Origin of the sequence: Microbacterium sp. ET2 (assembly GCF_030347395.1) — a bacterium.
Lineage (GTDB): Bacteria > Actinomycetota > Actinomycetes > Actinomycetales > Microbacteriaceae > Microbacterium > Microbacterium albipurpureum.
Genome location: NZ_CP128170.1, coordinates 3,073,201 through 3,088,630, shown reverse-complemented (window position 1 = coordinate 3,088,630; position 15,430 = coordinate 3,073,201). Strand labels below are relative to the sequence as shown.

Genomic DNA, 15,430 nt, shown 5'->3' with positions numbered 1-15,430 from the left:
CCATGCGGGATCCAGCCGCCTGAGAGGTCGAGGGTAGGCTGACGTGCGTGCCGCAGACCATCGCCGCCGCAGAGGCCGTCGAGCTCGCCGTCGTCGAACGCAGCGGATTCGTGGAGTCCCGTCACAGCGGCGTCGCCGTGGTTCTGGATGCTGACGGCGTGGTCTCCGAACGGCTCGGCGACGTCGAGGCGCTCATCCTCCCCCGCTCGAGCCTCAAGCCGCTGCAGGCGCTCGCTCTCCTCACGGCGGGTGCCGACCTCGCCGGCGAGGAGCTGGGCCTTTCGACCGCGAGCCACACCGGCACCGACCGGCATGTGTCCGTCGTCCGCGGCATCCTGGATCGTGCCGGTCTGGACGAACGCGCGCTCGGCTGCCCTCCGGCCTGGCCGTCGGACCAGCCCACGCGTGACGCTGTCGTCCGCGCCGGCGGCGAGCCCACGCGCGAGCGGATGAACTGCTCGGGAAAGCACGCCGCCATGCTCCTGACCGCCGCCGCGAACGGCTGGGACACGGAGACCTACCTCCAGCCCGAGCATCCGCTGCAGGCCCGCATCCGCGAGGTGATCGAACGTCTCACCGGCGAGCGCGTCGCCGCGACCGCCGTCGACGGCTGCGGGGCTCCGGTCCATGCCGTCACCCTGCTGGGTCTCGCCCGGGCCGTCCACCGCATCGGGGTGTCATCGGAGCGGTCGCCGTTCGCGCTGCACCGCCAGGCCGGAACCCTCGTCCGCACGGTGCGCGAGCACCCCTGGACCATCGAAGGGCCCGGTCGCCCCGACACGGTCGCCATCGAGCGCCTCGGCGTCTTCGCCAAGACCGGCGCCGAGGGCGTGCTGGTGATGACAGCCCCGGGCGGCGCGACCGTCGCGCTGAAGATCCTCGACGGGTCGTCGCGTGCGGCCACCGCGGTCGCCCTGCGCCTCCTCGAGCGTCATGGCGCGCTGCCTGCGGCCGACGTCGCCGCGACACTCGCCGAGCTTCCGCTGTCGGTCACCGGCGGCGGCCGAGACGTCGGCGTGATCCGCCCCGTCGATGTCCTCGGCTGAGCACCGAGGTCGCAGGGAGCACGATCAGCTGAGCCCGCCGTCCACCGACCGCTGATAGGCCCCCTCATCGGGCACGAGCACCGGAGTGTCACGGTTGAGTCGCTCACCGCGGAAGAAGGGCTTGGACGCGGGGAACGCGTACCAGATGAACATCAGCACGACGCCGATCGCCAACGAACCGACGCCGACGACGAAGGTGCCGCCCACACCCAGCAGGACGGTGTATCCGTAGTCGACGTCGTACATGTCGATCGCGGACTGGATGAACGCGTAGCTCAGCATCAGCGCGCCGAGCAACGGCAGGATGCCGCGGTAGACGAGGTTCCGCGCCGAGGTGAACAGGTCGCGTCGGAAATACCAGACGCAGGCATATCCGGTCAACGCGTAGTAGAAGGCGATCGCGAGGCCGAGCGACAGGATCGAGTCCTGCAGGATGTTGTCGCTGATGAGCGTCATCCCGATGTAGTACAGGCTCGCGACGATGCCCATGACGATCGTGGAGAACGAAGGGGTCTTGTATACGGGGTGCACCGTGCGAAACCGCTGCGGCAGTGCCTTGTACACCGCCATCGACAGGGTGCCACGCGCGGTGGGGAGGATCGTCGTCTGCGTCGACGACACGGCGGAGATGAGCACCGCGATCAGGAGCAGCGGGGCGAGAGGACCGAGCAGGTCGTCCTTGAGCGCCAGGAAGATGTCGTCGGCGTTGGCCTCGTTGCCCAGGCCCACGCCCGTGGAGCCCAGACCGGCGTACATCATCGCCGCGACGGTGACGCCGACGTAGGTGAAGACGAGGATGAGGGTGGTCAGGAGCGCCGCCCGACCCGGGATGCGCTTGGGGTCCTTGGTCTCCTCGTTCAGCGCGAGGCAGGTGTCCCACCCCCAGTAGATGAAGATCGCCAGGAGGATGGCCTCGGTGAACGCGCTCCAATCGGTGAAGCCGAGCGGGTTGAACCAGGCCAGGTCGAACGGCGTGGGGTTCGGGGCGGTGCCGGTGAAGAAATGCCAGAGCGCGGCGACGATGAAGACCGCCAGGAGGAGGTACTGGATGGCGAGGAGGACGTTCTGGATCCGTTCGCCGATCTCCACCCCCCGCCAGCTCACCCAGGTCATCAGGGCGATGAAGAGAACACCGGTGGCGGTGACCAGCGGCACGTTCTCGGCCAACGAGCCGTCTCCGAAGAGTGCCCAGAAGTAGATGCCGGCGATCTGGGCGAGATTGGCGAGAACGATCGTGCCCGCCACGGCCACTCCCCACCCGCCGAGCCACCCGACCCAGGGGCCGAAGGCCTTCGTGCTCCAGGTGAATGTCGTGCCGCAGTCGGGCACGGCATTGTTGAGCTCGCGGTAGGCGAAGGCGATGAACAGCATCGGCACGAAGGCGATGATGAACGCGATCGGCGCCTGGGCGCCGACGGCGAGGACCACGAATCCGAGGGTTGCGACCAGCGAGTACACCGGTGCCGTCGATGCCAGACCGATCACGGTCGAGCCCCAGAGCCCCAGCGTCCCCGCTGCGAGGCCCTTGCCTTCGGGTCGGCCCAGGGTCACAGGGGAGGTTGCCATGCGCTGACGTTATGGCCAGCGGCTGACGGCGGTCAAGCATGCGCGGGTACGTCGGGAAGAAGGATGCGGCGGGGCTCGCCACCCGCGTGGCGCAGCCAGGCTCGGCCGCGTCCGGTCAGGCAGTACGGAGGAAGGTCGCGGTCGGCCGTCAGCATCCGATACTCCGGCCCGCAGGCGGCGTCGACGACCAGGTCGTGGTCAGACCGGATCAGCCCGAGGGTCCGCCAGTGCCGCTGCCACTCATCAGGTTCGCCGACGACCACGACGCGCCCGGTCCGACTGCCGCGCTCCACTCCGGCGTCGAAGGCGTCGAGGTCGATCAGTGCGGCCCCCGCCTCCTCCCAGGTGCGAAGCGCCGCGCGCGCCTGCGGCGAGCGCCGCGTCACGAACCCGGTGAGCTCTCGAGGGCGCCAGATCGCGGGCGGATCGGCCGGGCGCGGGACCGCGGCGTCCCACGCCGTGGCCACCTGCACGGCGATGCCGTCCATCGTGCCGCGCCCCGGTACCGCATGGGCCTCCCACCCGGCCGGGTCGCCGCCGAGTGCGACATGATCGGCACGTGAGGCGGTGGCGAGCAGGACGCGCCGCGGGACCAGATCGACCAGGCGCGCCACCCCGCCGGTCAGCCGCTGCGCGGTGAGTGCCACGACGGCGCCCTCACCCCCGGCGCCGCGGAGAAGATCCTCGAGCCGCTGTACGAACTGGCCGGCGTAGTCCATCGGATAGCGTCCGACCAGCGCATCGACGTCGTCGACCAGGATGAGCCGCGGAGAGCGTGGCACCGAACGCGGAGCGCGGACGAGGTCGGCCACGAGATCCCACGCCGCTTCCGGATCGGCCGGCACCCACGTCGCGGAATCCGCGCGCTGAGCGCCGAGGGTCTGCAACGCGGTCGACCGGCCGCTGCCGCTTCGTCCGAGGAACACCACTCCTGCGGTGCGGCGCTCGAGCAACGCCGGCCGCTGCCGCTGCTGTTCGGGTTCATCGAGCAGCCCGAGGATCAGGGGCGCCGCCGACCCGTCCTCCGCGGCCGGCACCCGCAGATCGGCCAGGTCGACACGCACCGGCAGTGCCGGCAGCCAGGAGCGTCGCGGTGCCGGTCCCTGGGCGGCGTGGCGGACGGAGGCGACCTCGTCGGCTCCGGCGAGTGCCACCCGGAATCGCCGGGGCGCGGCATCGACGCTCCGGCGAAGCCACGCGGTGCCGCGCTCGGTTCCCGACGACACCGGACCCGCCGCGTCATCCGTCCCCAGCACGGCTCGGCTGTCGGCGGCGTCGGCGACCCGCAGGCTCAATCGCAGCGGCAGGTTCGCCCACAGGCCCTCGCGGATCACGCCCGTCGTGCGCTGGGTGCCGAGGATGAGGTGCATCCCCAGCGCCCTTCCGCGGGCGGCGAGGTCGGTGAACAGCGCCTGCAGTTCGGGATGTTCGGCGAGGAGCGCAGCGAATTCGTCGACGACCACGACGAGCCGCGGCAGCTCGGCGCGGTCATCCCGGATGTCACGGGCGCCGGTGCGAGCGAGCTCGGATTCCCGCCACCGTATCTCGGCCCGGAGGCTCTCGATCGCCCGGCGGGCACCTCCGGGGTCCAAGTCGGTGAGGACGCCGGTGACGTGCGGGAGGTCCGCGAGGCGCTGGAACGCGGTGCCGCCTTTGAAATCGGCGAGGAGAAAGGTGACCTGGCGGGTGGAGTAGCGGGCGCACAGGGCCAGCACCCAGGTGACGAGGAGCTCGCTCTTGCCCGACCCCGTCATGCCGGTGACGACGGCGTGAGGACCGTCTTCCACGAGGTCCACCGACACCGGGCCGCGATCGCGTCCGATCGTGGCCGCCAGTCCACCGTCGGCGACGGGCGACCAGCCGTCATCGGCGAGGAGGTCGGCCAGCCGGACAGTGCGGTCGTCCCCGCCCAGGTCTCCGAACGAGCGCGCGGCACGCTGGGCCAGATCATCTGCGATCGACGCCGCCTGCGCGCGCCCGACCGCTTCAGGCCTGATCTCATACGTCTGGCCCCCGATGTCGGCCTGCGCCTGGTCGGGATCGTCGACACGGAGCACGACCGCGCACCCGGGCGGCGGTGGTTCCCCCGGACCGACGCGGACGATGCGGATATCGGCCGTGTCGGAGGCATCCGCTCCCCCGGCTCGGAGCGCGAGAGTGCGCCCGGCGGCGATCCGGCGATGCGGCAGCCTCGCGAGCCAATCCTCGTCGTCGGATGCCGACGGCAGCACAGAGAACGACCCGGGCGGATGCAGCAGACAGGCCTGCAGCGCCAGAGCCCGAGCGACGGCCGCACTGACCAGCGGCGGTCCGATGACGGCGATTCCGGCGTCCAGCGGCACCGCGATGGGAGCATCCTCGAGGACCGCGGCGCGGCGGCGCAGCTCGCCGGCACGCGGGTCACCCCGTCCGCCGGTGACCCGAACGGCGCTCGGGATGCGTCCGCGGCCGACGACGACGGTGTCGCCGCGGGCACGATGTGTTCGCCAGACCTCGACGTCGGATCCCACGAGCCGTGCGACATCGGGGTGCACACCCCACCACCGCTCGCGCTCCCTCCGGTGACGGGACGTCACCGCACGCGTCACGTCCGCCCGCGTCCGCGCGGCCACCCGCTCGGCCTCACGCCGGTCCCGACGGGCGGTGCGGGCGGCGTCGGCGATCGACGCGATGGCGATGAGGGGCCCGAGGGCTGCGAGCCACAGCGCGAGGACGGATCCGGTCACGAGCCACAGCGCACCGGCCCCGAGGATCGGGACCGTCGAGGCGACGATGGGCAGCGGAGGCCGGGGCGGAGGCTCCCACCCGTCCTCGAGGTGGAGCAGGTCGTCGGGTGCCGGGTCGTCGGGGAGGGTGGATGCGAAGGGATCCTCGCCGTCGGCCGCCTCGAGGCGGCGTGACGATCGCGCCTTCGGTGACGATGTCGGCGGGAGAGCCGGAGGACGTGGAGTGAACGACGACACCCACCCACCCTGGACACCGAGCACACATGACGACCCACGTCACGGTCGATCGGTGGAGAACTCCCTCTCAGGCCGAGGCTGTGGAGGAATCGACGCCGGCTGCCGCGCCCGCGGTCTTCTCGCGCAGGGAGACGTTGACGACGATGATCGTGATGTTGTCGCGACCGCCGTTCTCGAGCGCCGCGTCGAGCATCGCTCCCACGGCACCGGCGGGATCGTCGTGCTCTGCGAGGAAATGACGGATGCCGAAATCAGTCAGCTCCTTGGTGAGCCCGTCGGAGCACACCACGAATCTGTCGCCGTCGACGATGTCGAGGCGCACGTAGTCGGGTGTCACACTCTCGCTCGGTCCGACCGCGCGGGTGATGACGTTGCCGTAGGGGTGGTTCTCGGCCTCTTCGGGGCTGAGACGCCCCGAGGAAATGAGCTCCTGCACGACCGAGTGATCGGTGGTGACCTGTACGACGTCGTCGTCGCGGAGCACGTAGACCCGGGAGTCGCCGATGTTGAGCGTGACCCACGTGGCCGGTTCGGTCGTCGGATCCAGATAGACGCCTGTGAGAGTCGTGCCGGTGCCGTCGTCGGTCGTCTCGGGGTGCGAGGCGATGTCCTTCACGGCACGACCCAGCGCCTTCTCGATCGTCTTCGCGCTCACCGGTCCGGTCTCCACAACCGCGCGCAGCCGATCGACGGTGCTGGCGCTGGCGATCTCGCCCCCGATGTGACCGCCCATGCCGTCGGCGACGGCGAAGAGGGGGAACGAGGCGAGCACGGCGTCCTGATTCACCTCGCGTCGCCGTCCGGTGTGCGTGGTGGCGGCCCAGCGCAACGACAGCGTGGCATCCGGGAGTTCGATCACGCGGTCTCCGGAGGAGATCTCAGGCACCTGCTCTCCTCTCCCCACATCGGCTCGCATTCGCCACCGGATCGGCACGATCGCCGGCGGTGGCGTCTTCACATCCTAGTGGACACGCGGGAAGGCCCCGCGGACTCCCCCGCCGCGTCCGCGGCATCCGATTCGTCGTCCTCGGCATCGGTCACGGCTGCGCGGAACTGCGCATCGGACAGACGCCGGTAGGCACCGCCGGCCGCGAGAAGCTCCTCGTGCGTCCCCTGCTCGACGATCCGGCCGTCCTCCATCACGAGGATGAGGTCGGCGTCGCGGATGGTGGAGAGCCGGTGGGCGATGACGAACGCCGTGCGGTCCTGCCGCAGCTGCGACATCGCCCGCTGGATCAGGAGCTCGGTGCGGGTGTCGACCGACGAGGTCGCCTCATCGAGGATGAGGATGCGCGGATCGGCGAGGAACGCGCGGGCGATAGTGATGAGCTGGCGCTCACCCACGCTCAGGTTCCCCGCCTCATCGTCGAGCACGGTGTCGTAGCCGTCCGGCAGAGCGTGGACGAACCGGTCGACGTACGCGGCCCGCGCCGCGTCGAGGATCGCGGCGTCGTCGGCGTCGGGGCGCCCGTAGGCGATGTTCTCACGGATGCTGCCGGCGAACAGCCAGGTGTCCTGGAGGACCATGCCGGTACGGGAGCGGAGGTCGTCACGGGTCATCCGACGGGTGTCGACGCCGTCGAGTGCGATACGGCCCGAGTCGACGTCGTAGAAGCGCATGATCAGGTTCACCAGCGTGGTCTTGCCCGCCCCGGTCGGACCGACGATGGCGATCGTGCTGCCTGGTTCGACGGTGAGGTCGAGGCCGTCGATGAGCGGCGTGTCGGCGCTGTAGCGGAACGACACGTCCTCGAACGCCAGCCGCTTCGCCGACGCCGGAGCGGTCTCGGCGGGCTCCGCGTCAGGAGTCTGCTCGGCCCGGTCGAGCAGCTCGAACACGCGCTCTGCGCTGGCGACGCCCGACTGCAGCAGATTGGCCATCGAGCCGAGCTGAGCAAGTGGCTGGGTGAACTGCCTCGAGTACTGGATGAAGGCCTGCACGCTGCCGATGGAAAGAAGACCGGATGCCACCTGGATGCCGCCCACGACGGCGATGGCGACGTAGACCAGGTTTCCGACGAACATCATCGCGGGCTGGATGATCCCGGAGAGGAACTGCGCGCCGAAGCTGGCGCGATACACCTCCTCGTTCTCGGCCAGGAAGTCGGCCTCCACTTCGCGCTGGTGGCCGAACACCTTCACGATCGCGTGGCCGGAGAAGGTCTCCTCGACGCGCGCATTGAGAACCCCCGTCGCCTTCCACTGCGCGGCGAAGAGCTTCTGCGAACGGCCCGCCACGACGGCCGTGATGACGAGCGTGAGCGGCACGGTCACGAGGGCGATCAGCGCGAGGAGGGGCGAGATGAGGAACATCATGACCATCACACCGATGACCGTCAGCAGCGAGATGATCACCTGCGACAGCGTCTGCTGCATCGACTGGCCGATGTTGTCGACATCGTTGGTCACCCGGCTGAGCAGCTCGCCTCGCTGCACCCGGTCGAAATACGACAGCGGCAGGCGGTGGATCTTGTCCTCCACCTGCAGCCGCAGGCGGTTCATCGCCCGTTGCACGATGCCGTTGAGCAGCCGCGCCTGGAGCCAGCCGAAGATGCTCGAGAACACGTAGACGGCGAGCACGGCGAGGATGACCGCGCCCAGCGCCTCGAATGCGATACCGGCCCCGGGGGTGAAGTCGACGGCGCGGACGAGGTCGGCCTGCTGCTCCTGCCCGGCGGCGACGAGCTGGTCGACGACCTCCTGCTTGGTCGCCCCAGCCGGCGCCTGAAGGGAGAGGAAGCCGGCGAAGACGATGTTCGTGGCGTCGCCGAGCAGTTTGGGGCCCAGCACCGACAGACCCACGCTCAGGATCCCGAGCACGAGCACGAGCGCCAGCCGAGGTCTGTCCGAACTCAGGGTGCCCAGCAGTCGTCGCGCGCTCGGACCGAAGCTCTTGGCCCTCACCACCGGCGCCGTCTGCATGCGCCCGTGCCCCGGCCCGCTCATGCCGCCTCCACCGAGAGCTGCGACTCGACGATCTCACGGTAGGTCTGGCTGGACTCGACCAGCTCGTCGTGAGTGCCGATTCCGACCACGCGACCGTGGTCGAGCACGATGATCTGATCGGCGCTCTGGACGGTGGAGACGCGCTGGGCCACCACGATCCGTGTCGCGTCAGGCAGGTACGTGTCCAACGCGTCGCGCAGCGCCGCATCGGTGGCGAGATCCAGCGCGGAGAACGCGTCGTCGAAGAGATAGATCCCGGGCTTCTTCACCAGCGCCCGCGCGATGGCGAGCCGCTGCCGCTGACCGCCGGATACGTTGGTGCCGCCCTGCGCGATGGGAGCGTTCAGCTGCTCCGGCATGGCCCGGACGAAGTCGGCCGCCTGCGCGAGCTCGAGGGCGCGCCACAGCTCGGCGTCGCCGGCGTCCGGATCGCCGTAGCGCAGGTTCGAGGCGACCGTTCCCGAGAACAGGAACGCACGCTGCGGGACGAGCCCCACCCGGCGCCACAGTTCGTCGGGGTCGAAGTCGCGGACATCCATTCCGTCCACCCGCACCGTACCCGCTGTGGCGTCGAAGAGTCGAGGGACCAGCCCGATCAAGGTGGTCTTGCCCGACCCTGTCGAGCCGATGACCGCCGTCGTCGTTCCGGGCGCCACCTCGAACGAGATGTCGCTGAGCACCGGGTCGGCCGCGCCGGGATAGGCGAAGGCCACCCCGTCGAAGCGCACGGCGCCGCGGGGGGCCGGCGAAGTGGCCGGCTCGGCAGGCGGCGCGACCGACGGGTCGGTGGCGAGCACCTCGCCGATGCGGTCGGCGCAGACCGCGGCCCGGGGGATCATCACGAACATGAACGTCGCCATCATCACGCCCATGAGGATCTGCATGATGTACGTCAGAAAGGCGAAGAGCGTGCCGATCTGCACGTCGTTCTGCTGCACCTGGAACGCGCCGAACCAGATCACGGCGACGCTGGAGACGTTCAGCACCAGCATCACCGCCGGGAACATCAACGCCATGAGGTTGCCGGCGCGAAGGCCCGTCGCCATCACCTCCGCGCTCGCGACCGAGAAGCGCGTGCGTTCCTGCGGCTCCCGCACAAAGGCCCGGATGACGCGGATGCCGCTGAGCTGCTCGCGTAGGATCTGATTCACCCGGTCGATGCGCTTCTGCATGACGGTGAAGGCGGGCACCATGCGCCACACGATCAGACCGACGATGACGAGGAGGGCCGGGATCGACACCGCCATCAGCCATGACAGACCGACGTCCTGACTGATGGCGAGGATCACGCCGCCGACGGCGAGGATCGGCGCCGACACCATGAGTGTCGCCGACACCTGAACGAGCATCTGCACCTGCTGGACGTCGTTGGTGTTGCGGGTGATGAGCGAAGCCGCGCCGAAGTGACCGACCTCGCGCTGCGAGAAGGCGACGACCCGGTGGAACAGATCGGCCCGCATCTGACGCCCGACGCCCATCGCCAGGCGGGAGCCGAAGTACACCGCGACGATGGCGCACACGATCTGGACGAGGCTGATCCCGAGCATCACCGCACCCGTCGACCAGATGTAGGGGATGTCGCCGGTGATGACGCCGTTGTCGATGATGTCGGCGTTGAGCGTCGGCAGCAGAAGCGACGCGATCGACTGCGCGAGCTGGAACACCACGACGGCGATGATCAGCGGCCAGCCGGGCCGGAGGTAGCGGGCGAGGAGCTTGCCGAGCACAGGGGTCCCTTCCACGATGCGGGCCCGTCGCGGCACTCGCATCTGCGTGAACGCTACAGCCGTTGCGCCAGGTCAACCACCTTGGTCGGTGCGCTCTGAGCGAACCGGCTCTCCACGGCTCAGGCCGCGGGGTCGTCCGGGAGAGGGAAGATGGCGTCGATCTCGGCGACGTCTGCGACAGTGGGCGTCCACGCCGTCGCCGCCGCGGCGTTGGCCTGGACCTGCTCCGGGCTCGTCGCGCCCGCGATCACGCTGGAGATCGATGATCGCGCCAGCAGCCATCCGAAGGTCGCCTCGAGCATCGTGATCCCCTGATCGCGGCAGAACGATGCGTATGCCTCGAGCGCGTCCCAGGGCGCGTCCTCCCACAGGTGAGGACGTTGCCGCATGATGCGGGTGTCGGAGGGTGCCTCGGTGCGGGAGAACTTGCCCGTGAGAAGGCCGTTGTGGAGCGGGAAGTACGGCAGGAACCCCAGACCGAAGTGCTCCGCCGCGGGCAGACGCTCCCGCTCGACGCCGCGTGCGAGCAGGCTGTAATGGTCCTGCGATGACACGAAAGGGACGGTTCCACGGCGTTCGGCGATGAAGTGCGCTTCGGCGATCTGCCAGCCGCTGAGGTTCGAGTGCCCGATGTAGCGCACCTTCCCCTCCCGGACGAGGTCCCCGAGGGCATCGAGGGTCTCTTCGATAGGGGTGCCCGGGTCGGGCGTGTGCAACTGGTAGAGGTCGATCCGGTCGGTCTGCAGCCGGCGGAGGGAGGCTTCGACCGCACGCCGGATGTACGCGCGAGACGCTTTGGCCCCGCTCAGCCCGTATCCCATGTCGCGACCGGAGTGACCGAACTTCGTCGCGAGCACGACCTGGTCTCGGCGACCGGCGAGAGCCTCGCCCATGAGGGTCTCGGACTGTCCGGGATCGCCCCCGTACATGTCTGCGGTGTCGAGGAACGTCACCCCCGCATCGATCGCGGCGTCGAGGACGGCGCGGGTGCCCTCGATGGTCTCGGTGCGCGTGCCCGGCCGGCCGAAGTTGTTGCAGCCCAGCCCGACGGCCGAGACGAGGAGACCGGATGATCCGAGACGGCGAAGCGGCACAGCATTCATGACTCCACGCTACCCGCGCCCGAGCGACGACAGCCCCCGGCTCTGGGGCCGGGGGCTGTCGAGGAGGGGCTACCGACGCGGAGCGTTAGGATCCGCGGGCGGCTCGTTCGCCGGCGGTGCGGCGGGAGGCGGGGTGGGGTCCGCCGACGGCGGGTCGGCGGCAGGTGCCGGCGGCATCGCGGGCGGGGTCGCCGGCGGTGCGGCTGCCGGCGACGGGGGCGCCTGGTAACCGGGCGCGGGCTCGTACCCGGCGGGCGGCACGGCGGGACCGCCGGGTGCCGACGGCGGGTAGCCGTAGCCGGGCGCGGCGACCGCGCTCGGCTGCTGCGGGATGCCGGACCACACCGTCGTGTCCTTGAGGAACGAATTCGCCCAGGGCGCCGGTGGGATGTTGGGGTTCCAGCGGGCGGAGGAGAACGCGAGGATGCCGAGCCAGATCAGGGTTCCGACGCCGGGAATGAGCCAGAGGAGCAGGTAGGGCCAATCCTTGCCGAGCTTCAGTCCGACGCGCCAGCCGACCATGACGCCGACCGCGATGGCCACCAGAGACAGGATCCAGCCGATGACCGGTACCTGGCTGAGAATCGCCGAGCCGACGACGGCACCCAGCATCACCCAGGGAGAGAGGTCACCGAGCTTGGCGAGGACCAGCGTGTTGTACACCGGGACCCAGGCCCGCCACTTTCCCTCGACGCCCGCCTTCTCGAAGATCCTCATCAGGAAGAAGGCACTGATCAGATACCCCGCAAGCGCGAAGATGAGCAGGAGCGGCAGCAGGATCAGCAAGAAGGCCAGTACTGCGCCGTATCCGTCGTACGTAGAATCCATGAGACCTCCAGAGTTATCCCCAGCGTGCAAGCACGGCGGGATGGTCTGCCCGCGTGGTCATGCTATCGACGCGGCGCCGCCGTTGTGAGGAAATTCCCAGAAACACGGGGTCGGGCGCGTCGCGATCGGTAACGTGGCGGGAAGACGCCATCGAAGGACGAGGACCCATGAGCACCGACACCCCTCCCCCGCTTCCCCGTCAGCCCGCTGCCGAGGCGGCACGCGCCACCGAACCTGCGGCCGGCGGCATCGCGGGCGTCGACGACACCGGCGTTCCCGACGGGGGTGACAGGGATGCCGCGGAGGTCGGCCGGGGCTTCTTCCGTTCCCTGTTCGACCTGTCGTTCCGCACCTTCATCACGCGACGCTTGGCCGCGGTGTTCTACGTCGTGGGTCTCATGGCCATCGGGATCGCGTTCGTCGTCTATCTCGTGACCGGGATCGTCGAGGGCATCGGCGCCCTCTGGTTCAACCCCGGCGCGGGCATCTCGCTGATCGTGGCCACCGTCATCCTGGTGCCGCTCTTCTCGTTCCTTGCGGTGATCGCCCTCCGCTTCGTCATCGAAGCCGTCGTCGCCCTCATCGCGATCGCGGAGAACACCGAGCGCACCGCGGCCCACACGCGGCGATAGCCGGCGTCAGACGATCAGGTCGAGCTCCGCGGAGTCGCTCCCCCCGAGGAGGCGCAGCCCCGCCGCATCCGCCCACTGCCGCAATCCGGAGACGCTGCGGATGCGCGGACGCTCGACAGCGAGGCGTCGGACGAGCGCGCCCTTGGCGTGCTTGTTGAAGTGATTGAGGGCCCGCACCGCCCCACCCGGGGAGTCGGTGACGACGCGCAGCGAGATGGCGGGGACGGAGGCGGGCACCGGTCCGAGCGCGACGTAGGCGTGAGAGCGCAGGTCGAGGATGAACGGCGGCGCCATGGTCGCGAGGGCGGTGGCGACAGGAGCCGCCCAGTGCCGGGAGGGCGCCGCGAGCCCGGGTAGGCGCACACCCGCTTTCAACCGGTAGTTGGGGATGGGATCCAGGGCGCCCACCGGGCCGAACGGTGCGGAGTGGATGAACACGTGCGTCCTGAGCCAGCGGCGCGCTGACGCGTCGAGACTCGGAGCATCCAGCGCGTCGAAGAGCACCCCGGTGTAGCGGTCGACGGCGGGAAGCGTCGGGGCGGTGCGCAGCAGCGCGTTGACGGCGACCTCATCGCGCTGGCGCGGTCCGAGCTTCAGTACCCGCGCGGCCTCGTCCGCATCATCCGACAGCGCGGTCAGCGCCGCGAGGACCTCCTCGCGCTGCGGCCCGAGCGATGGCAGCGAGAGACTGTCGAGGTCGAGCGCGCGCCGGCGCCCGCCGGTCTGCTTCGTCTCGGAGGGCGGGAGGAGGATCAGCATGCAGCACCACGATGAAGGACGGCGAGGATGCGACTGGCCGCCGAGGGCGCGGGGTTCACCCGTGCTCTCGGCGGCCAGTTGCACTCTCGCGGGAGGGCGGGAGGAGGATCAGGCGCTCAGGAGATCAGTGCGGCGTTTCCTGCCACGACCGTGACCTCGTCGCGCTCCATCGACAGGAAGCCGTCCTGGGCGTTGGCGACGATCTTGGACCCATCGGTGCGGGTGATGCGCACCTGGCCCTCGGCGAGGATCGCCAGCACCGGCTCGTGACCGGCCATGAAGCCGATCTCTCCCTCGACGGTCTTGGCGACCACCAGCGACGCCTCGCCGGACCAGACCTCCGCGTCGGCGGAAACCAGGCTGACTTTGAGAGGCATGATCAGCCGTTCTCCTTCTGGATACGGGCCCACGCCTCTTCGACGTCGGAGATGCCGCCGACGTTGAAGAACGCCTGCTCGGCGACGTGGTCGAAGTCACCCTTGACGATGGCGTCGAACGACTCGATGGTCTCCTTGATCGGAACCGTCGAGCCCTCGACACCGGTGAACTTCTTCGCCATGTAGGTGTTCTGCGAGAGGAACTGCTGGATGCGACGCGCGCGGGCGACGACGACCTTGTCCTCTTCGGAGAGCTCGTCGACACCGAGGATCGCGATGATCTCCTGCAGCTCCTTGTTCTTCTGCAGGATCTGCTTCACGGCGGTCGCGACGCGGTAGTGGTCCTCGCCGATGTAACGGGGGTCGAGGATGCGGCTCGTCGAGGTCAGCGGGTCGACCGCGGGGTACAGACCCTTCGACGCGATCTCACGCGAGAGCTCCGTGGTGGCGTCGAGGTGGGCGAAGGTGGTCGCCGGCGCCGGGTCGGTGTAGTCGTCGGCAGGGACGTAGATCGCCTGGAGCGAGGTGATCGAGTGACCACGGGTCGAGGTGATGCGCTCCTGGAGCACACCCATCTCGTCGGCGAGGTTCGGCTGGTAGCCCACGGCGGAGGGCATGCGACCCAGGAGCGTCGAGACCTCGGAGCCGGCCTGCGTGAAGCGGAAGATGTTGTCGATGAACAGCAGCACGTCCTGCTTCTGCACGTCGCGGAAGTACTCCGCCATCGTCAGCGCCGACAGGGCCACGCGCAGACGCGTGCCCGGCGGCTCGTCCATCTGGCCGAAGACGAGGGCGGTCTTGTCGAAGACGCCCGCCTCCTCCATCTCGCCGATGAGGTCATTGCCCTCACGGGTGCGCTCACCCACGCCGGCGAACACCGACACACCACCGTGGTCCTGCGCGACACGCTGGATCATCTCCTGGATGAGGACGGTCTTGCCGACACCCGCGCCGCCGAAGAGGCCGATCTTCCCGCCCAGCACGTACGGGGTGAGCAGATCGATGACCTTGATGCCGGTCTCGAACATCTGGGTCTTCGACTCCAGCTGGTCGAAGTTCGGCGCCTGGCGGTGGATCGGCCAGCGCTCCGTGATCTCGATGGTCTCGCCCGGCTCGCCGTTCAGCACCTCACCGGTGACGTTGAACACCCGACCCTTGGTGACGTCGCCGACGGGCACGGTGATCTGCTCGCCGGTGTCGCGCACCTCCTGGCCGCGGACGATGCCGTCCGTGGGCTTGAGCGCGATGGCGCGGACGAGGTCGTCGCCGAGGTGCTGGGCGACCTCGAGGGTGATCTCGGTCGACGAGTCACCGATCACGATCGTCGTCTTCAGCGCGTTGTAGATGTCGGGGATGGCATCGTGGGGGAACTCGATGTCGACGACGGGGCCGGTGACGCGGGCGACTCGGCCGACGGCGGGCGCTGCGGCCGTCGTGGCATCCGTCTTCTCAGCGGTGAGGCTCATGGCTTCTTCTCTTTCGT

Annotated in this window: 12 protein-coding genes; 2 read left to right on the top strand and 10 right to left on the bottom strand. The window is 69.5% G+C overall.

What is annotated here, in order from left to right; all coding sequences use genetic code 11:
- The first annotated feature begins 47 nt into the window (after window positions 1-47).
- Window positions 48-1,046, top strand: coding sequence for an asparaginase (locus QSU92_RS14925; RefSeq protein WP_289263032.1), 999 nt, complete (start codon window positions 48-50; stop codon window positions 1,044-1,046).
- Window positions 1,047-1,070: 24 nt separating this feature from the next.
- Here the strand turns inward: QSU92_RS14925 and QSU92_RS14920 are convergent, their stop codons facing one another.
- The 7 genes from QSU92_RS14920 to QSU92_RS14890 all read right to left on the bottom strand — a co-directional run bounded on the left by QSU92_RS14920 (window position 1,071) and on the right by QSU92_RS14890 (window position 12,179).
- Window positions 1,071-2,612 carry an APC family permease gene (locus tag QSU92_RS14920; RefSeq protein ID WP_289263029.1) on the bottom strand — a complete coding sequence of 514 codons (1,542 nt, stop codon included), beginning with the start codon at window positions 2,610-2,612 and terminating at the stop codon, window positions 1,071-1,073.
- A 32-nt stretch (window positions 2,613-2,644) separates the two neighbouring features.
- A complete protein-coding gene (locus QSU92_RS14915) occupies window positions 2,645-5,575 on the bottom strand; it encodes an FtsK/SpoIIIE domain-containing protein (protein ID WP_289263027.1) in 2,931 nt (976 codons plus the stop codon).
- A 67-nt stretch (window positions 5,576-5,642) separates the two neighbouring features.
- Window positions 5,643-6,461 carry a PP2C family protein-serine/threonine phosphatase gene (locus QSU92_RS14910; RefSeq protein ID WP_289263025.1) on the bottom strand — a complete coding sequence of 273 codons (819 nt, stop codon included), beginning with the start codon at window positions 6,459-6,461 and terminating at the stop codon, window positions 5,643-5,645.
- Window positions 6,462-6,529: 68 nt separating this feature from the next.
- Window positions 6,530-8,521 carry an ABC transporter ATP-binding protein gene (locus tag QSU92_RS14905; protein ID WP_289263023.1) on the bottom strand — a complete coding sequence of 664 codons (1,992 nt, stop codon included), beginning with the start codon at window positions 8,519-8,521 and terminating at the stop codon, window positions 6,530-6,532.
- Window positions 8,518-10,248 carry an ABC transporter ATP-binding protein gene (locus tag QSU92_RS14900; RefSeq protein WP_289265924.1) on the bottom strand — a complete coding sequence of 577 codons (1,731 nt, stop codon included), beginning with the start codon at window positions 10,246-10,248 and terminating at the stop codon, window positions 8,518-8,520. Before QSU92_RS14900 ends, QSU92_RS14905 begins: the two co-directional genes overlap by 4 nt.
- A gap of 119 nt (window positions 10,249-10,367) precedes the next feature.
- The gene (locus tag QSU92_RS14895) at window positions 10,368-11,351 is read right to left on the bottom strand and encodes an aldo/keto reductase (protein WP_289263021.1); all 984 of its coding nucleotides are present in this window, start codon (window positions 11,349-11,351) and stop codon (window positions 10,368-10,370) included.
- Window positions 11,352-11,420: 69 nt separating this feature from the next.
- Entirely contained in the window at window positions 11,421-12,179 is a 759-nt protein-coding gene (locus tag QSU92_RS14890) for a large exoprotein (protein WP_289263019.1), read from the bottom strand.
- Between the two features lie 167 nt (window positions 12,180-12,346).
- Between QSU92_RS14890 and QSU92_RS14885 the strand changes: the two genes are divergently transcribed.
- Window positions 12,347-12,811: a DUF4282 domain-containing protein gene (locus QSU92_RS14885; RefSeq protein WP_289263017.1), complete on the top strand. Its 465-nt coding sequence runs from the start codon at window positions 12,347-12,349 to the stop codon at window positions 12,809-12,811.
- 6 nt (window positions 12,812-12,817) lie between these two features.
- Here QSU92_RS14885 and QSU92_RS14880 read toward each other — a convergent pair whose 3' ends face one another.
- The 3 genes from QSU92_RS14880 to atpD form a co-directional block, all read right to left on the bottom strand.
- On the bottom strand, window positions 12,818-13,570 hold the full coding sequence (locus QSU92_RS14880; RefSeq protein WP_289263015.1) for a YaaA family protein: 753 nt from the start codon (window positions 13,568-13,570) through the stop codon (window positions 12,818-12,820).
- Window positions 13,571-13,686: 116 nt separating this feature from the next.
- Window positions 13,687-13,947, bottom strand: a complete 261-nt coding sequence (locus QSU92_RS14875) for a F0F1 ATP synthase subunit epsilon (protein WP_124292842.1) — start codon at window positions 13,945-13,947, stop codon at window positions 13,687-13,689.
- 2 nt (window positions 13,948-13,949) lie between these two features.
- Complete coding sequence (atpD, locus tag QSU92_RS14870) at window positions 13,950-15,413, bottom strand: F0F1 ATP synthase subunit beta (RefSeq protein WP_289263012.1); 1,464 nt, start codon at window positions 15,411-15,413, stop codon at window positions 13,950-13,952.
- Window positions 15,414-15,430 lie beyond the last annotated feature (17 nt).